Source organism: Pseudomonas sp. S3E12 (genome assembly GCF_001702295.1).
Lineage (GTDB): Bacteria > Pseudomonadota > Gammaproteobacteria > Pseudomonadales > Pseudomonadaceae > Aquipseudomonas > Aquipseudomonas marginalis.
This window is the reverse complement of the sequence record NZ_MBDT01000020.1, coordinates 72,789-89,632: the sequence shown is the minus strand read 5'-3', so window position 1 is coordinate 89,632 and position 16,844 is coordinate 72,789. Positions and strand designations below refer to the sequence as shown.

16 protein-coding genes are annotated in these 16,844 nt (G+C 61.6%); 9 read left to right on the top strand and 7 right to left on the bottom strand.

The annotated features are described in order from the left end of the window. The first annotated feature begins 29 nt into the window (after positions 1 to 29). Together htpG and BB029_RS15950 are read left to right on the top strand one after the other, a co-directional pair. Positions 30 to 1,934 (top strand): molecular chaperone HtpG, encoded by a 1,905-nt coding sequence (htpG, locus tag BB029_RS15955; RefSeq protein ID WP_065939924.1) that lies wholly within the window; start codon positions 30 to 32, stop codon positions 1,932 to 1,934. A gap of 179 nt (positions 1,935 to 2,113) precedes the next feature. After that, a complete protein-coding gene (locus BB029_RS15950) occupies positions 2,114 to 2,842 on the top strand; it encodes a dienelactone hydrolase family protein (RefSeq protein ID WP_065939923.1) in 729 nt (242 codons plus the stop codon). A 46-nt stretch (positions 2,843 to 2,888) separates the two neighbouring features. Here BB029_RS15950 and BB029_RS15945 read toward each other — a convergent pair whose 3' ends face one another. Continuing rightward, entirely contained in the window at positions 2,889 to 3,755 is an 867-nt protein-coding gene (locus tag BB029_RS15945; protein WP_065939922.1) for a pirin family protein, read from the bottom strand. A gap of 64 nt (positions 3,756 to 3,819) precedes the next feature. Beyond that, the gene (locus BB029_RS15940; protein WP_065924497.1) at positions 3,820 to 4,236 is read right to left on the bottom strand and encodes an OsmC family protein; all 417 of its coding nucleotides are present in this window, start codon (positions 4,234 to 4,236) and stop codon (positions 3,820 to 3,822) included. A 140-nt stretch (positions 4,237 to 4,376) separates the two neighbouring features. Here BB029_RS15940 and BB029_RS15935 point away from each other — a divergent pair, with 140 nt between their 5' ends. Then, positions 4,377 to 5,399, top strand: coding sequence for an amidohydrolase family protein (locus BB029_RS15935; RefSeq protein WP_065939921.1), 1,023 nt, complete (start codon positions 4,377 to 4,379; stop codon positions 5,397 to 5,399). A gap of 106 nt (positions 5,400 to 5,505) precedes the next feature. Here BB029_RS15935 and fabB read toward each other — a convergent pair whose 3' ends face one another. The 5 genes from fabB to BB029_RS15910 form a co-directional block, all read right to left on the bottom strand. Continuing rightward, positions 5,506 to 6,726 (bottom strand): beta-ketoacyl-ACP synthase I, encoded by a 1,221-nt coding sequence (fabB, locus tag BB029_RS15930; protein ID WP_027607070.1) that lies wholly within the window; start codon positions 6,724 to 6,726, stop codon positions 5,506 to 5,508. A gap of 11 nt (positions 6,727 to 6,737) precedes the next feature. After that, positions 6,738 to 7,253, bottom strand: coding sequence for a 3-hydroxyacyl-[acyl-carrier-protein] dehydratase FabA (gene fabA, locus BB029_RS15925; RefSeq protein ID WP_003210552.1), 516 nt, complete (start codon positions 7,251 to 7,253; stop codon positions 6,738 to 6,740). Between the two features lie 249 nt (positions 7,254 to 7,502). Beyond that, positions 7,503 to 9,404, bottom strand: coding sequence for an ATP-binding protein (locus BB029_RS15920; protein ID WP_065939920.1), 1,902 nt, complete (start codon positions 9,402 to 9,404; stop codon positions 7,503 to 7,505). After that, positions 9,401 to 10,330: an ABC transporter substrate-binding protein gene (locus BB029_RS15915; protein ID WP_065939919.1), complete on the bottom strand. Its 930-nt coding sequence runs from the start codon at positions 10,328 to 10,330 to the stop codon at positions 9,401 to 9,403. The genes BB029_RS15920 and BB029_RS15915 overlap by 4 nt, the downstream gene beginning before the upstream one ends. Position 10,331: 1 nt before the next feature. Next, a complete protein-coding gene (locus BB029_RS15910) occupies positions 10,332 to 12,452 on the bottom strand; it encodes a TonB-dependent siderophore receptor (protein ID WP_083236428.1) in 2,121 nt (706 codons plus the stop codon). Positions 12,453 to 12,647: 195 nt separating this feature from the next. On the opposite strand from BB029_RS15910, the gene BB029_RS15905 reads away from it, so the two are divergent. From BB029_RS15905 to BB029_RS15880, 6 genes are all read left to right on the top strand, one after another. After that, positions 12,648 to 13,673 (top strand): NAD(P)H-dependent glycerol-3-phosphate dehydrogenase, encoded by a 1,026-nt coding sequence (locus BB029_RS15905; protein WP_065939917.1) that lies wholly within the window; start codon positions 12,648 to 12,650, stop codon positions 13,671 to 13,673. Positions 13,674 to 13,683: 10 nt separating this feature from the next. Further along, the gene (locus BB029_RS15900; RefSeq protein ID WP_065939916.1) at positions 13,684 to 14,031 is read left to right on the top strand and encodes a DUF4389 domain-containing protein; all 348 of its coding nucleotides are present in this window, start codon (positions 13,684 to 13,686) and stop codon (positions 14,029 to 14,031) included. Then, positions 14,028 to 14,477, top strand: a complete 450-nt coding sequence (gene sixA, locus BB029_RS15895; protein ID WP_065939915.1) for a phosphohistidine phosphatase SixA — start codon at positions 14,028 to 14,030, stop codon at positions 14,475 to 14,477. The genes BB029_RS15900 and sixA overlap by 4 nt, the downstream gene beginning before the upstream one ends. A gap of 118 nt (positions 14,478 to 14,595) precedes the next feature. Beyond that, entirely contained in the window at positions 14,596 to 15,039 is a 444-nt protein-coding gene (locus BB029_RS15890) for a hotdog fold thioesterase (protein ID WP_027607077.1), read from the top strand. A 97-nt stretch (positions 15,040 to 15,136) separates the two neighbouring features. Next, positions 15,137 to 15,940 carry an alpha/beta fold hydrolase gene (locus tag BB029_RS15885; protein ID WP_027607078.1) on the top strand — a complete coding sequence of 268 codons (804 nt, stop codon included), beginning with the start codon at positions 15,137 to 15,139 and terminating at the stop codon, positions 15,938 to 15,940. After that, complete coding sequence (locus tag BB029_RS15880) at positions 15,937 to 16,791, top strand: alpha/beta hydrolase (RefSeq protein ID WP_065939914.1); 855 nt, start codon at positions 15,937 to 15,939, stop codon at positions 16,789 to 16,791. Before BB029_RS15885 ends, BB029_RS15880 begins: the two co-directional genes overlap by 4 nt. The last annotated feature ends 53 nt before the right edge of the window (positions 16,792 to 16,844 follow it).

The following is a 16,844-nucleotide window of genomic DNA, read 5'->3' as shown; positions in this document are numbered from 1 at the left end:
CACTGCCATCCAATTGGAGTTTGATGACCATGAGTGTGGAAACTCAAAAGGAAACCCTGGGCTTCCAGACCGAGGTGAAGCAACTGCTGCACCTCATGATCCATTCGCTGTATTCCAACAAGGAAATCTTCCTTCGCGAATTGATCTCGAACGCCTCTGACGCTGTCGACAAATTACGTTTCGAAGCCCTGTCCAAGCCTGAACTGCTGGAAGGTGGCGCGGAACTGAAAATCCGTGTGAGCTTCGACAAAGACGCCAATACCGTCACCCTCGAAGACAACGGTATCGGCATGAGCCGTGAAGATGCGATCACCCACCTTGGGACCATCGCTAAATCCGGTACCGCCGACTTCATGAAAAACCTGTCCGGCGACCAGAAGAAAGATTCGCACCTGATCGGTCAGTTCGGTGTGGGCTTCTACTCGGCCTTCATCGTGGCCGACAAGGTTGAAGTGTTCAGCCGTCGTGCCGGCCTTGACGCCAGCGAAGGCGTGCATTGGGCTTCCAAAGGTGAGGGCGAATTTGAAATCGCCACCATCGACAAGGCTGACCGCGGTACTCGTATCGTCCTGCACCTCAAATCCGGTGAAGACGAGTTCGCTGATGGCTGGCGCCTGCGCAATATCATCAAGAAGTACTCCGACCATATTGCCTTGCCGATCGAGCTGCCGAAAGAACAAACGGCTGCCGAAGGTGAAGAGAAGCCTGCCCAGGAATGGGAAACCGTCAACCGCGCCAGTGCCCTGTGGACCCGTCCGCGTACCGAGATCAAGGACGAGGAATACCAGGAGTTCTACAAGCACATCGGTCACGACTACGAAAACCCGCTGAGCTGGAGCCATAACAAGGTCGAAGGCAAGCTGGAATACAGCTCGCTGCTCTACGTGCCGGCCCGTGCGCCGTTCGACCTGTACCAGCGTGAAGCGCCGAAAGGCCTGAAGCTCTACGTGCAGCGCGTGTTCGTGATGGACCAGGCGGAGTCGTTCCTGCCGCTGTACCTGCGCTTTATCAAGGGCGTGGTCGACTCTAATGACCTGTCGCTGAACGTGTCGCGGGAAATCCTGCAAAAAGACCCGATCATCGATTCCATGAAGTCGGCGCTGACCAAGCGCGTGCTCGACATGCTGGAAAAACTCGCGAAGAACGAGCCTGAGCAATACAAGGGCTTCTGGAAAAACTTCGGCCAGGTCATGAAAGAAGGCCCGGCGGAAGATTTTGCCAACAAGGAAAAAATCGCCGGTCTGCTGCGCTTTGCTTCCACCCAGGGTGAAGAGGGCGAGCAGGTGGTGTCCCTGGCCGAGTACCTGGCACGTGCCAAGGAAGGCCAGGACAAGATTTACTACCTGACCGGCGAAACCTACGCACAGGTCAAGAACAGCCCGCACCTGGAAGTCTTCCGTAAGAAAGGCATCGAAGTGCTGCTGCTGACCGACCGTATCGATGAGTGGCTGATGAGCTACCTCAACGAGTTCGACGGCAAATCCTTTGTCGACGTGGCCCGTGGCGACTTGGACCTGGGTAACCTGGACTCTGAGGAAGAGAAGAAAGAAGCCGAGGAAGTCGCCAAGGCCAAAGAAGGCCTGGTTGAGCGGATCAAGGCGTCCCTGGGCGATGCCGTCAGCGAAGTGCGGGTTTCCCACCGTCTGACCGATTCCCCGGCGATCCTGGCCATCGGCGAGCAGGACCTGGGCATGCAGATGCGCCAGATCCTCGAAGCCAGCGGCCAGAAGGTCCCGGACTCCAAGCCGATCTTCGAATTCAACCCGGCTCACCCGTTGATCGAGAAGCTCGACGGCGAGCAGAGCGAAGAGCGCTTTGGCGACCTGTCCCACATCCTCTTTGACCAGGCGGCCCTGGCCGCTGGCGACAGCCTCAAGGACCCGGCCGCCTACGTGCGCCGACTGAACAAGCTGTTGGTTGAACTGTCGGTTTGATACCGTTGTAGAAAAACCCGCTTCGGCGGGTTTTTTCGTTTGTAGGAGCGAGCTTGCTCGCGAAAAACCTGCGGGCGACGCTGGGTGTCAGGTTGCCCGCGTGATCGTTGAGGTTCTTCGCGAGCAAGCTCGCACCTACAGCCTATTTCCGTTCTAGTGATCTTCAACTGGAGAAAATGATGAGCCAAGTCACCGTGCGTTCCGTGGTCTATCAGATTGATGGCCAGACTTATGAAAGCCGCCTGGCGTTCGATGCCAGCCAAAAGAACCCGCTGCCCGGCCTGCTGATGGCGCCGAACTGGATGGGGGTGAGTGCGGGGGCCGAGGAGATCGCCAAGAGCGTTGCCGCCAAGGGCTACGTAGTGCTGATCGCCGACCTCTACGGGCAAACCGTGCGCCCGTCGAATGGCGATGAAGCCGGTGCCGCAATGATGCCATTGAAGAATGATCGCCCGTTGCTGAACAAGCGCATGCAGGCTGCCCTTGAGCAGCTGCAGGGCCAGACCGAGGCGGCAGTGGACACCTCGAAGCTGGCCACCTTTGGTTTCTGCTTCGGCGGTTGCTGCTCCCTGGAGCTGGCACGGACCGGTGCGCCATTGAGGGCTGCCGTATCGTTCCACGGCACCCTCGACACGCCGAACCCGGCAGACGCGAAAAAAATCAAGGGTTCAGTGCTGGTGCTGCACGGTGCTTCCGATCCATTGGTGCCGAAAGAGCAACTGCCGGCGTTCGAAGCTGAAATGAACGCAGCCGGCGTGGATTGGCAATTGCTGAGCTACGGCGGTGCGGTGCATTCCTTCACTGACCCGGATGCCAATGTGCCGGGCAAGATGATGTATGACGCCAAGACCGCTGCACGGGCGTTCCGGTCGATGCATAACTTGCTGGATGAAGTATTCAAGGGCTGAATCTTCAGCGCCTGTTCCGGCGTCATCGGGGGCTTGCCCCCGATAGCTATCTCAGCGGCAACTCAATTCTTTCAGCTTCACCCGGCACCGTCGGCCAATCCCCAGCGGCCCAGCGCTGCCTGGCCTGCTCAATCTTCAGCGGATCGCTCGCGACAAAATTCCAATTGATCCGCCGTGGCCCATCCAGCGGTGCTCCGCCCAACACCACCAACTGGCAATCGCTTTCGGCGAACAGGGTCATTGCCTGCCCGGCCGGCAATACCACCAGGCTGTGCACCTCAAGTTGTTCCCCCTCCAGCTGTGCTTCACCCTCCAGCACATACACCGCGCGTTCCTCGTGCTCGTCAGGAATCAGCAGGGTCGTGGCCGTTTGCATGTGTACATCTGCATACAACGTAGGCGACAGCACCGGCACCGGTGATTTGAGGCAGAAGCCACTGCCGGCGATCAGGCGAATCCGCACGCCCAGGTTGTCACTCACCGGCAGGCTCGCTGCAGGGTGATGGCTGTAGTGTCCCGGCCCCTCTTCGTGGTCCTTGGGCGATGCCAGCCATACTTGCAGGCCATGCATGCTGAAACCACGGGCCTTGAGTGCCTCGGGTGTGCGCTCGACATGGGCGATTGCACCGCCTGCGGTCATCCAGCTGACATCGCCGGCCTCTACCACTTGATCCGACCCCAGGCTGTCCTTGTGCTGCAGTGCGCCTTCGAACAGATAGGTGAGGGTGGACAGGCCGATATGCGGGTGCTGGCGGATGTTCATGCCGCTGCCCGGTGCATAGCGGGTAGGCAGCATATGGTCGAAAAACACAAAGGGCCCGACGCTGCGACATTCCCGCGAGGGCAGCGGGCGCAGGATCGGCTGGCCTTCGACATCTTCGGGGCGTGGGCGGATCACGGTGAGGGTGGTCATGGTGCGTCCCAGTCTGAGCGGGTTGTAGGGTAATGAGCATAACCCGCTCGACGGGAGGTTGCCGCTATTGGCTGAACGCGCCTTCAGAGAGGCGGGTTTCGATGGTGACCTCGGCGGTGGTCATCAGCTTGTGTACCGGGCAGCGATCGGCCACGCGGTGCAGCTCGTCGCGCTGTTCGTCGGTGAGTACGCCCTTGAGCGTCAGCTTGACGTTGAGCCTGTATTTGCCCTTTTGCTCTTCGCTGGCGTCGTGGGTGACTTCCACGGTGACGCCGGTCAGCGGGATGTCTTTTTTCTGGGCGTAGAGCTTGACGGTCAGCGCCTTGCACGATGCCAGCGCGGCGTCGAAGTAATCGTGGGGGGAGGGCGCGGAGTCGTCACCACCCAGGCTCTTGGGCAGGTCGGTAAACAGCTCGTGATTATTGATATTGACGCTGTGGCGGAAGTTGTCGGCGTTCAGCGTATTGACGGTAACAGGCATGGCAAACCTCACGGGGTGGCAGAAGGAAGGTCATGCAGTTATAGAGCATGCTGGCACGGGGGTGTTCCACATTTTTTGCCGGCTGAACCCCGGTACGACACGCAAGGTCTACCGGTATTCGCCCTTATCGAGGTTATACCGTGCCCTGGACCCGCCTGAGTCTCGCCCTGTTGCTCGCCGCCAACAGCCTTGCCGCGCAGGCTCGCGCCTATGCCTACAGCGATGCCCACCTGCACTACGTGGATTTCTTCCAGGAAACGGCGGGAATGGACACGTTGCTCAAGGCGATGACAGAAAATCGCATCGAGCATGTCATGATTTCCGGCATTCCCGTCGCAAAGAAATGGCACGAAGACGAACCCAAGCGCCCGCGCTACTACGCCGGTGATGACGCGGATGCCTATTGGTACAGCGCCACGGACGTGATTGTTGCTGCAGCGGTAAGTAAACTGACGCCTGAACAGCGCCAGCACTTTCATCCGTTTCTGTCCGGCTTCAACCCCAATGACAAGAATTCGGATGCCCATATCCAGCGCATGCTCGACCTCAACCCAGGGCTGTGGCAAGGCATCGGTGAAGTGTTTACCCGTCACGACGACCTTACCGCCCTCACATCGGGGGATACCCCGCGCGCCAACAACGAAGCCATGACGCGCATCTATCACCTGGCGGCGGAAAACGACTTGCCGGTGATGCTGCACTCCAATATCACCTCCAAACGCGAGCGTAACCCGCTGTACCTCGCCGAAGTGGAAGAGCCGCTGCGCAACCACCCGCACACCCGCTTTATCTGGGCTCACGCCGGTACCAGCAAGGAAATACACCGCCACCAGGTGCAGATGGACTTTTTGCTGCCCACCTTGAGCCGTATGCTCGAGGCTTACCCCAACCTGTATATCGACCTGTCCTGGAGCATGCTCACGCCTTACTTGCTGGATGATGGGGGCAAGCCTCGGCCGGAGTGGGTAACGCTGGTGGAACGCTTCCCGGAGCGCTTTATGCTGGGTTCGGACGTCGTCGGGCGTTTCAACAAGCTGGGTGAGGAAATGCACCGCTTTGATGTCTTCCTTGATGCATTGACTGAGGACGTTGCCCGCAAAGTGGCGAGGGACAACTTCCTGGCTATCCTGCCTAAACCTCGCGGCGATGAGGGTGCGCGTTGATATTACGTTTTCGTCTCACGCAAATGCGGTTGCGGTCTTAAATCCAGTCGCCCATAAAAAAGCCCCGAACCAGTCGGGGCTTTTTCATGTGATCAACCTGCGGGGCTTACTTACCCTGCCAGCGTTTCAGCACCAGGGTGGCGTTAGTGCCACCGAAGCCGAAGCTGTTGCTCATCACGGTGTCGACTTTGACGTTTTCAACCGTCTTGGTCAGGATCGGCATATCGGCGACGACCGGGTCGATCTCGTCGATGTTGGCCGAACCGGCCATGAAGTTGCCTTCCATCATCAGCAGGCAGTAGATCGCTTCGTGAACGCCGGCGGCGCCCAGGGAGTGACCCGACAGGCTCTTGGTGGAGCTGATGGCCGGTGCCTTGTCGCCGAACACCGCGCGTACACCTTCCATTTCCTTGGCGTCGCCGACCGGAGTCGAGGTGCCGTGGGTGTTCAGGTAGTCAATCGGGGTGTCCACGGTGGACATGGCCATCTGCATGCAACGGATGGCGCCTTCACCGCTTGGCGCAACCATGTCGTAGCCATCGGAAGTGGCGCCGTAGCCGACGATTTCCGCGTAGATCTTGGCGCCACGGGCCAGGGCGTGTTCCAGTTCCTCGACCACCACCATGCCGCCACCGCCGGCGATGACGAAACCGTCACGCTTGGCATCGTAGGCGCGGGAGGCCTTTTCCGGGGTTTCGTTGTACTGGGTGGACAGGGCGCCCATGGCGTCGAACAGGAACGACTGGCTCCAATGTTCTTCTTCACCGCCGCCGGCAAACACGATGTCCTGCTTGCCCAGTTGGATCTGCTCGACGGCGGTGCCGATGCAGTGTGCACTGGTAGCGCATGCGGAGGAGATCGAGTAGTTCACGCCCTTGATCTGGAACGGCGTGGCCAGGCAGGCCGAAACGGTGCTGCCCATGGTCCGCGTGACACGGTACGGGCCAACGCGCTTCACGCCTTTTTCGCGCAGGATGTCCAGCGCTTCCATCTGGTTGAGGGTCGATGCGCCGCCGGAGCCGGCGATCAGGCCGGTGCGTACGTTCGATACCTGGTCTTCGCTCAGGCCGGAGTCGGCGATTGCGTCTTTCATGGCCAGGTAGGCGTAGGCGGCAGCATGGCCCACGAAGCGATAGATCTTGCGATCAATCAGTTCTTCGAGGGGCAGGTCGATGGAGCCGGAAACCTGGCTACGCAGACCCATTTCGGCATATTCCGGGTTGAAGCGGATGCCAGGGCGACTTGCACGCAGGTTAGCGGTGACGGTCTCTTTGTCATTGCCCAGGCAAGAAACAATGCCCAGACCAGTGATAACGACGCGGCGCATGCGGATAACCCTTAAAAGTTGTCAGTGGAAGTAAATACGCCGACCCGAAGGCCTTCGGCAGTATAGATCTCGCGACCGTCGACAGTCACCGAACCGTCGGCGATGGCCAGGTTCAGCTTGCCCTTGAGGACGCGCTTGATTTGAATGTTGTAGGTGACTTTCTTGGCGGTCGGCAGGACCTGGCCAAAGAACTTCACTTCGCCCGAACCCAGGGCGCGGCCACGGCCTGGCAGGCCTTGCCAGCCCAGATAGAAGCCGACCAGTTGCCACATGGCGTCGAGGCCCAGGCAGCCCGGCATGACAGGGTCACCTTCGAAGTGACAGGCGAAAAACCACAGGTCCGGGGTGATATCCAGCTCGGCGACCAATTCACCTTTGCCGTACTTGCCACCCTCTTCGCTGATATGGGTGATGCGATCCACCATCAGCATGTTCGGGGCGGGCAGTTGCGCGTTACCTGGGCCGAACAGCTCACCGCGACTGCAGCGCAGCAGGTCTTCCCGAGTAAAGGCGTTTTGTTTGGTCATGCGAGCTCCTCAATAATCCCATGCGGCAGGGTAGGGCAAATCTTCCCGAACCGAATGAAGCGTTCATGCCTCATGTCGGCAGCCTACACATAGACTATTGCGTTGTAGTGAAAGTCACAGCGGCAAGGTACTGAATGTACACTTGTTCACTGAAATTTTAAACCGAGCCCGTTCAGGGGCCCGTTCGGGTGCCTAAGACTGCCGCACTTTCGTCTTTCACGCCAGTCGGAGTTGGCTGATGGCGCGCCGCTATTGCACCCAGCGCTGCAGGATTTGCTGCAAATCCGTGCGTTTGAACGGCTTGGCCAGGTAATCGTTCATTCCGGCCGCAAGGCAGGCTTCCCGGTCGCCCTGCAAGGCATTGGCCGTCAGGGCGATGATCGGCAGATCGGCGCAGCCGGGCAGTTGGCGAATCTGCCGGGTGGCTTCATAGCCGTCGATCAAGGGCAGGCGACAATCCATCAGGATCGCGGTGAAAATCAGGCTCTCGGCACTGCGGATCGCCTCGGCGCCATCGGTGGCCAGGCTGACTTCAAAGCCCAGGCTGCGCAGCATGGCTTCGACCACGGTGCGGTTGACCGGATTGTCCTCCACCAGCAACACATGGCGACCCTCGCCGGTGCTGTGCTTGCCCTCGGCATCCAGGGCGAGCGACGGCTGGCTGTGCGGGTCGATGGCCAGGGGGATCTCCAGGGTAAACACCGAGCCACGGCCTTCTTCGCTCTGCGCGCGCAGCGTGCCGCCCATGCGTTCGGCCAGGGTACGGGCGATGGGCAGCCCGAGACCGGTACCGCCGTAACGTCTTGAAATGGAACTGTCGGCTTGCTGGAACGCATCGAACATCAATTCCAGGCGCTCGGCGGAAATCCCGATGCCGCTGTCACGCACGGTGCAGGTGAACCACACCAACTCATGGTCGAGCACCTGCCAGTGGGGCTCCACGCTGACGGTGCCGTGTTCGGTGAACTTCAAGGCATTGCCGATCAGGTTCACCAGGATCTGGCGGATCCGCGTCGGATCACCCTGTACCTGCAGTGCGTCCATACCGGGCGGGATCGGCAGCTTGAGCGCCAGCCCGCGCTGCTGGGCGCTGTGCTGGAAGGCCTGGGCACAACTGTTGATCAGGTCTGCCAGGTTGAAGGGGATATGTTCCAGTTCCAGGGCCGCGCGTTCAATGCGCGAGAAGTCGAGAATGTCGTTGATCACCTTGAGCAAATGCTCGGTGGATTCGGAGGCCAGCGCCGCGTACTCGGTCTGTTCCTCGGTCATGTCGGTGGTTTCCAGCAGTTGCAGCATGCCCAGTACGCCGTTCATCGGTGTGCGCAGTTCGTGGCTCATCATCGCCAGGAAGTCTGACTTGGCATTGTTGGCCCGCTCGGCCTCTTCGCGGGTCTGGATCAACTGGGCCATGGCCTGCTGTTGTTCGCGGCTGGCCTGGTTGAGGCCTTCGGCGAGGTTGTTGATATGCCGCGACAGGTCGCCCAGCTCCGAATCATCCACAATCGGCAGCGGCGTCTTGTAGTCGCCCTGCTGGATGGCCTTGACCGCATGGCCCATGGCGCTGATCGGTTGCGACAGGCTCGCCGCCAGGCGCCGGGCGAGCAGGAACGTAAACAGCAGGGCGAACAGCGCGAGGATACCGGCCTTGAACAGGATCTCCTGCTGACGCTGGCTGAAGGCGTCATTGGACATGCCGACGATCACCCGGCCCAGGTAGTCCGCGCGGGGGGCCTTGGGTTCGTTGAGGTTGTCCTGGAAAAAGTCGTTGCCCAGCTGGATATGCTGCAGGCGAATCGGCGCCTGGAACACTTTTACCGACAGCGCGCGGTCGTGTTTCTCCGAGGGTTGCTCGACGTACACGAGGATATTTTCGCTGCTGTCCTGAATCTCCAGGAAACGTACATGGGGCGTGGCCAGCGTGGCGCGCAGCAGGCTGTCGAGCACGTCGTTGTTGCCCGAGATCACCCCATACTCGGTGGCCGGTGCCAGTTGGTTGGCGATCAATTGGCCGGTGTGGTCCAGTTCCTGGCGCAGGTCCTGGATACGCACGAAGGTGAAGAAGCTGATCAACAGCAACGTCAGCAACAGCGCCGGGCCCAGGGTGATGAGCTGGGTGCGGGTATTGATGTCCCAACGACGACGCAAGGTCATGGGCGTTTTTCTCCTTCGGCCATTCGGGCGGCGACGCTGGCTTCGTCCACCTGTTCGATGCCCAGTGAGCGTGCGACCTGCGCGTTGCCCACGACTTTGAAGTGGTCGGGGTACAGCGCGCGTGGCCAAGCGGCCGGCGGCTGGTCGAGCAAACGATCGAGTACCGCCAGCCAATCGTCCTGGTCGCTGTAGGTGCTGGCGAGGCTGCCGGCGCGCACAAACCCTGCATTGGGCCCGAACAGCGGCAATTGCTGGGCGTAGCTGCTCAGCAGCAGGTTTTTCGCGGTCTTCGGGTTGTACAGCTGCGGGTCATCGAGGCCGAGCAGCACGTCGCTGTTCCTGAACAGGGTTTGCAGCGGGCGACTGTCGTTAGTGTTGTCCCAGCGCTGCGGCACGATCTCCAACTCCAGGGCCGCCGCATGCTGGCGCAATTCGGGCAGCAGGAATTCACTGTCGGCGCCGTAGAGCACGCCGATGCGCCGTGCCTGGGGCAGGACGCTGGTGATCAGGCGCAGCTGCCGCTCCAGCGGCGGGTCGCTCCACAACAGGCTGACCCGCGCGTGCCGTGAGGCCTCCGGGCGCTGATGGGCTTGGAGCCGACTGATGCGCAGTACCAGCGTCGGCGGCCCTTGGGTATCCCGCAGGCGCCAGTCGAGGCCGGGCAGGTCGAGCAGGATCAGGCGCGTACCGGCGGGCAGGTGGCTGGGTGCCGGCAAGGCCGCAAGGGACGTGAAGGTGACGCGGTCTTCGGGGCGTTGCCGGGCCAGAGCCTGGGTAAAGGCCTGCACCCCGGCGCTGTCTTCGGCGGCGGTCAGCAGGATCTCGGCGCTCCATGCCGGTGCGCACAGCAACAGGCCGGCCAGCAGCCCGGCGAGTCGCCGCAGCCTATAGATAAAGAAGAAGGTCATCCGTGACGAGTCGCCCATGTCAGAACTCTAACTCCGCGCTGAAGTAGAGTACGTGACGATGGTCGTAAGTGTTGTCGGCCCAGGTGGTGGGCTGGTTATCGAGGCGTTGTTGCAACATGCCGGCCAGCTCCACGTTGGCTTTGCCCAGGGCAATGCGCTTGGCCACCCGCAGGTCGACCCGTTCGAAACGATATTGGTTGAGTGCGTCGTCGCCATAGTAGAACAGCGCGCTTGACCAACCTTGGCCCCATTCGCGCAACCAGCCGGCCGAGCCACTGTTACGCGCGGTCTGTGCTTTGTCCAGTGGGTTGCTGGTGGTGGCGTCGACATACGCGTAAGTCAGCCGCAGGCGGTCGGCGTTGCTCACGCGCCAGTCGAACTGGGACTCGGCGCCGGTGAAGCGTGAGCTGTTGGCGTTGCTGGCAATGTACTGGTTATTGCGCAGCGGCGAGCTGATCATGTCGGTGATTTCGTCGTAGAACACCTTCACGTCCATGTTCAGCCCGATGTCGGCAAAGAAGCCGTTGTAGCCCAGTTCCCGCGAGCGCATCAGTTCTTTGTCGAGGTTGCCCGGGCCCCGCGTCTTCACGAAGTACTGTCCGGAACTCTGCCCATAGGTCGGTGAGCTGAGGTTGGTGACGCGGTAGCTCCAGTTGACATTGTTCTCGAACATGTCCGGCGAACGGATGGCTTCCGAGTACACCGCGCGCAAGCCGTGGCGCGGGTTGATCAAATAGTTGACCGCCACCCTGGGCGTCAGCGAAGGGCCGCTCAGGTGCGTGTCTTCGAACATGGCGCCGCCTTGCAGCAGCCAATGTTCACTGGCGCGCCATTCCAACTGGCCGAACAGACGCCAGGTGGTGTCGTCCAGGGTGCCGTTGAAGTAGGTATCGGAGTCGGCGCGGTCGTAGCGGTAGTTCATGCCACTGACCAGACGCAGGCTGTCGGACAGGCTGAGGGTATCCTGGATTTCCACGTCGTAGCGGCTTTCGCGGGTGCTCTGGTCGATGTCGCCGCATACGCTCTGGTTGGCGCCGTTGCGCCACTGGTCCAATACCTGGTTGGCCAAGGCTTGTTCGGCGGCGCTGCCCGGTGGCGCGGTGCCCTGGCTGTAGGTGTCCATATGCCGGGCCAGCCGTTCGGCATAGTTGGGGTTGAGCTGCCACAACTGGGTCAGCTCGGGGCTGAACGAGACCTTGGCGTCACAGGCCTTCCAGATTTGCCGGCGGTCCCACTGCTGGGCCGAGCCTTGGATATACAGGCTGTGATCGGGGTTGAAATCAAAGTTCCAGCGCAGGGAGCCGGCGTAGTCCTTGGCCGTGACATCGGAATTGTCGCCGCCTTCGGTAATCCCGGCGAATACCGGGGTGTAGGTGTAAGGGCGCTGGTTGGTGCCTTCCTTGGCATTCAGTTGCCAGTCGATACTCTGTTGCGCGTTCAAGGTCTGGCTCACTGCCAGGCTGAAGCGGTTGAGGCGACGGCCGTCCCGGCGGTCGGCGCCAGCGGCATCGCTGTCAAAGCCATCGTCCTGTTGCCCGGACAGCGACAGGCGCAGATCGCCGGTTTCCCAGCCCACGCCCTGGCTGGCATAAAAGTCATTGATGCCGCGCTCACCGCGAATCACCTTCACCCGTGAGCCATGGCTGTTGGCCGGTGAGCGCGTGAGGATATTGACCACCGCCATCAAGGCATTCGCCCCGTAGCTGACGGTGTTGGGGCCGCGGAAGACCTCGATGCGCTCGATGTCTTCCATTGCTACCGGGATGTCGCTCCAGTCCACCGTGGCCAGGCCGGCGCGGTACACCGAACGCCCGTCGATCAACACCTGCATGCGGCGCGCGTCGCTGGCACTGGTGCCGTGGTAATTCACCGCCGCCTGGTTGCCGGTGGTGTAGCCGACCATCATCCCCGGCACCAGGCGCAGCAGCTCGCTGATATCCCTTGCGCCGCTGGCCTTGATCAACTCGCTGTCGATCACAGTCATGCTGCCCGGCACGGCGGCGGCCGATTGCTTGAGGCGCGTGGCGGTCAATACCTGCGGCAGCGGCTGGCTGTCGAGGAACAGGTCGTCAGCCAGCGCAGGTGTACTGCACAACAGCACAAGCAGTAGAGATGAACGGGAAGGAGGGCCCAAATACACGACATGGCCTTGATAATGACGGATAGCCGCCCATGTTAACCGAGGTGAGGCTATTTGCCAGTCGTCGCCCTTGCAATTCCGTCACACGGACATGGCAGTTTTCGACAGGCCCACGATTTGATACGGGGGCTGGCCGCAAGCGGGTCGCCCCGTATAATGCCGCCATCGCCACTGGTATGGATTAACGGATTGCATATGACTGAACAGCGCCCTATTGCGGTCCTGGGAGGCGGAAGTTTTGGTACCGCCGTGGCTAACCTGCTGGCCGAGAACGGTCATGCGGTGCGCCAGTGGATGCGCGATCCCGAGCAGGCCGAGGCCATTCGCGTACACCGCGAAAACCCGCGTTACCTGAAAGGCATCAAAATTCATCCGGCGGTCGAGCCGGTCACCGACCTGTTGGCCACCCTGACGGACTGCGACCTGTGCTTTGTTGCGCTGCCTTCCAGCGCCTTACGCTCGGTGCTGGCGCCCCATGCCGAGCGCCTGGCGGGCAAGCTGCTGGTCAGCCTGACCAAGGGCATCGAGGCGCAGACTTTCAAGCTGATGAGCGAAATCCTCGCCGAGATCGCCCCCCAGGCGCGCATTGGCGTGCTGTCCGGGCCGAACCTGGCGCGGGAAGTCGCCGAGCACGCACTGACCGCCACGGTGATCGCCAGCGAAGATGAGGCATTGTGCGAGCGCGTCCAGGCGGTGCTGCATGGCCGGACCTTCCGCGTGTACGCCAGTGGCGACCGCTTTGGCGTGGAACTGGGCGGGGCGCTGAAAAACGTCTATGCGATCATTGCCGGCATGGCGGTGGCGCTGGGCATGGGCGAAAACACCAAGAGCATGCTGATTACCCGCGCCCTGGCGGAAATGACCCGTTTCGCGGTGAACCAGGGCGCCAACCCCATGACCTTCCTGGGCCTGGCCGGCGTGGGCGACTTGATCGTCACCTGCTCGTCGCCGAAAAGCCGCAACTACCAGGTGGGTTTCGCCCTGGGCCAGGGCCTGAGCCTGGAAGACGCGGTGACGCGCCTGGGCGAAGTGGCCGAAGGGGTCAACACCCTCAAGGTGCTCAAGGCCAAGGCCCAGGAAGTCGGCGTGTACATGCCGCTGGTCGCCGGGCTGCACGCGATCCTGTTTGAAGGGCGCACCTTGAACCAGGTCATCGAGTTGCTGATGCGGGCCGAGCCCAAAACCGACGTCGACTTTATTTCCACCAGTGGTTTCAACTGAGGAACGCGCCATGAACGATCCAAAAGCTGCTCCCAAGTACGAGTCCATTGTCCTGCGTATCCTGTGGATGCTGGTGTTTGCCCTGGTGTGGCAGGTGGCGCAGTTCCTGCTCGGCGCATTGGTGGTGGTGCAGTTGATCTACCGCCTGGTCTACAGCGCGCCGAACCTGGGCCTGATGAACTTCGGCGACAGCCTCAGCCAGTTTCTTGCCCAGATCGGCCGCTTTGGCAGCTTCCACACCGAGCAGAAGCCTTGGCCGTTCGCCGACTGGCCAACCCCGCGCGCTCCCGAGGGCGAAGCCGCCCACAGTGTGCCGCCGGCGCCGCACCCGGTGCGGGATGAGGAGCCGAAGCTATGAAAGTGTGGGTCTTGCGTCACGGTGAGGCCGAGGGGCATGCCCGCACGGACGCCGAGCGCAACCTCACCGAGCATGGCCGCGCCGAGGTGTTGCGCAGTGCGGCGTACCTGATCGGCCAGCCGCTCAGCGCGATCATTGCCAGCCCGTACGTGCGGGCGCAGCAGACTGCGCAGTTGGTGCGGGACGCGTTGGGTTTCGAACCGGATATCCGCACGGTGCCTTGGCTCACGCCGGAGGGTAATCCGCTGGAGGTCCTGAGCAAGCTCGACAGCGATGACAACGTGCTGCTGGTCAGTCATCAGCCGCTGGTCGGCAGTTTGATCAGCTTTTTGCAGCATGGTCATCAGCGCCAGCCGCAGCCGATGTCCACCGCCAGCCTGGCGGAGCTTGAGGGCGACTTCCCGCTGGCGGGGTTGATGAGCCTGGTCAGCGTGAAGAATCCGTAGGCTATCGCCGTGCCACAGAGGATCGGGTCTTATGTCCGTCGCTTTTCGTTGGAGCGAGCGCAGCGAGGCAGTTGTGTGGCAGGATTAGGGTCGTAATAAAACCAATAAGGACAATTCCATGAGCTTGTGGCGCACCCAACCGAATATCGAACAACTCAATGCCGGCCAGAAAAACACCATCGGTGAATTGCTGGACATCCGTTTTGAAAGCTTCGACGACGAATCCCTCACCGCCAGCATGGTGGTCGACCACCGCACTCACCAGCCCTACGGTCTGCTGCATGGCGGTGCGTCGGTGGTTCTGGCCGAGAGCGTCGGCTCCGTGGCGGCCTATTTGTGCATCGACCCGAGCAAGTTCTATTGCGTGGGGCTGGAGGTCAACGCCAACCACCTGCGCGGTGTGCGCAGCGGGCGGGTGACGGCGGTGGCCAAGGCGATCCATATCGGCCGCACCACCCAGGTCTGGGATATTCGCCTGACCACCGATGACGGCAAGTGCAACTGTGTCTCACGGCTGACCATGGCCGTGGTGCCTCTGGGCGAAACCCCGCCGGCGCGATAGGTGTGGCGTGAGTGTCATCATTCCTGGCAGTTACAGTCATTGCTGTGGGGCTTGGGGCTGGTGACAATCAATCTCGGTTTTTGCAGATGGGTCCGCTATGTCGCAGCACGTGTTTTTTGCCCACGCCAATGGCTTCCCCTCGGCCACCTACGGCAAGCTGTTTGCCGCCCTGGCTCCGGAGTATGCGGTGGCTCACTTGCCGCAGCACGGTCACGACCCCAGGTTCCCAGTGGACGATAACTGGCAGAACCTGGTGGACGAGTTGATCCATCATCTGGAGCAGCAACCGCAGCCCGTATGGGGCGTGGGCCATTCCCTGGGTGGCGTGCTGCATTTGCACGCGGCCCTGCGCTGCCCGCAGCTGTATCGCGGGGTGGTGATGCTCGACTCGCCCGTATTGACCCGCGCCGACCGCTGGGTGATCCGCGCCGCCAAGCGTTTCGGTTTTATCGACCGACTCACGCCGGCCGGCCGTACCCTGGGCCGTCGTGAAGAATTCAGCGACCTGGACGCCGCGCGCAGCTACTTCGCCGGCAAGACCCTGTTCCGAGGCTTCGACCCGGAATGCTTCGACGCCTACCTGCAACACGGCCTGTACCAGGCGGGCGATCGCCTGCGCCTGCGTTTCGACCCGGCCACCGAAATCAGCATTTACCGGGGCGTGCCCCACACCAGCCCCGGCCAGGTGCGCCAATTGAAAGTGCCGCTGGCGGTGGTGCGCGGTCGCCAGAGCCGTGTGGTGATGCGTCACCACGCCAGCGGCGTCGACCGTCTGCCCATGGGCGAAATGCTCACCATGCCCGGCGGCCATATGTTTCCCCTCGAACGCCCCCAGGACACCGCGACCTTGATCAAGACCCTGTTCGCGCGCTGGGAAGCCCGGGAGCGCAGCTGCGCATGAGCACACCCGTCGAAGAGGTTCGCCTGAGCCTGCCGCACATTGAGTTGGCGGCCCATCTGTTTGGTCCCGAGGACGGTTTGCCGGTGATCGCCCTGCATGGCTGGCTGGACAATGCCAACAGCTTTGCACGCCTGGCGCCGAAGCTTGCGGGTTTGCGTATCGTGGCGCTGGACATGGCCGGCCATGGGCATTCGGCGCATCGTCCTACAGGTGCCGGTTATGCCTTGTGGGATTACGTCCACGACGTGCTGCACGTTGCCGAGCAACTGGGCTGGAAACGTTTTGCATTACTCGGCCACTCCCTCGGCGCCATCGTGTCCCTGGTGCTGGCCGGTGCCTTGCCGGAACGGGTGACGCACCTGGGTTTGATTGACGGCGTGATCCCGCCCACGGCCAGCGGTGAGAACGCCGCCGAGCGCCTGGGCATGGCCTTGCAGGCGCAATTGAACCTGCAGGATAAGCGCAAGCCGGTCTACACCACCCTCGACCGGGCGGTTGAGGCGCGCATGAAAGGTTTGGTCGCCGTGAGCCGTGAAGCCGCGGAACTGCTGGCCCAGCGCGGTTTGATGCCGGTGCCGGGCGGTTATACCTGGCGCTCTGACAGTCGCCTGACCCTGGCTTCGCCGATGCGCCTGACCGATGAGCAGGCGATGGCTTTCGTGCGCCGCGTGGGTTGCCCTACGCAGTTGGTGGTCGCCGCCGATGGCATGTTGGCGAAACATCCCGAATTGCTTTCCCAGCTACCCTTTACGGTAACCACGTTGCCGGGTGGCCATCATTTACACCTGAATGATGAGCCCGGTGCGGCCCTTGTTGCAGACTGTTTCAATCGGTTCTTCTCCGCGCCTTGACTTGGGGCGGTCAACTGCCGAGGCTGGGCGGATTGAAAGGGAGTCAACCATGA

Coding starts and splice junctions, on each gene's coding strand:
- htpG (WP_065939924.1), top strand. CDS start 30: ATGAGTGTGGAAACTCAAAAGGAAACCCTGGGCTTCCAGACCGAGGTG.
- BB029_RS15950 (WP_065939923.1), top strand. CDS start 2,114: ATGAGCCAAGTCACCGTGCGTTCCGTGGTCTATCAGATTGATGGCCAG.
- BB029_RS15945 (WP_065939922.1), bottom strand. CDS start 3,755: ATGACCACCCTCACCGTGATCCGCCCACGCCCCGAAGATGTCGAAGGC.
- BB029_RS15940 (WP_065924497.1), bottom strand. CDS start 4,236: ATGCCTGTTACCGTCAATACGCTGAACGCCGACAACTTCCGCCACAGC.
- fabB (WP_027607070.1), bottom strand. CDS start 6,726: ATGCGCCGCGTCGTTATCACTGGTCTGGGCATTGTTTCTTGCCTGGGC.
- fabA (WP_003210552.1), bottom strand. CDS start 7,253: ATGACCAAACAAAACGCCTTTACTCGGGAAGACCTGCTGCGCTGCAGT.
- BB029_RS15920 (WP_065939920.1), bottom strand. CDS start 9,404: ATGACCTTGCGTCGTCGTTGGGACATCAATACCCGCACCCAGCTCATC.
- BB029_RS15915 (WP_065939919.1), bottom strand. CDS start 10,330: ATGGGCGACTCGTCACGGATGACCTTCTTCTTTATCTATAGGCTGCGG.
- BB029_RS15905 (WP_065939917.1), top strand. CDS start 12,648: ATGACTGAACAGCGCCCTATTGCGGTCCTGGGAGGCGGAAGTTTTGGT.
- BB029_RS15900 (WP_065939916.1), top strand. CDS start 13,684: ATGAACGATCCAAAAGCTGCTCCCAAGTACGAGTCCATTGTCCTGCGT.
- sixA (WP_065939915.1), top strand. CDS start 14,028: ATGAAAGTGTGGGTCTTGCGTCACGGTGAGGCCGAGGGGCATGCCCGC.
- BB029_RS15890 (WP_027607077.1), top strand. CDS start 14,596: ATGAGCTTGTGGCGCACCCAACCGAATATCGAACAACTCAATGCCGGC.
- BB029_RS15885 (WP_027607078.1), top strand. CDS start 15,137: ATGTCGCAGCACGTGTTTTTTGCCCACGCCAATGGCTTCCCCTCGGCC.
- BB029_RS15880 (WP_065939914.1), top strand. CDS start 15,937: ATGAGCACACCCGTCGAAGAGGTTCGCCTGAGCCTGCCGCACATTGAG.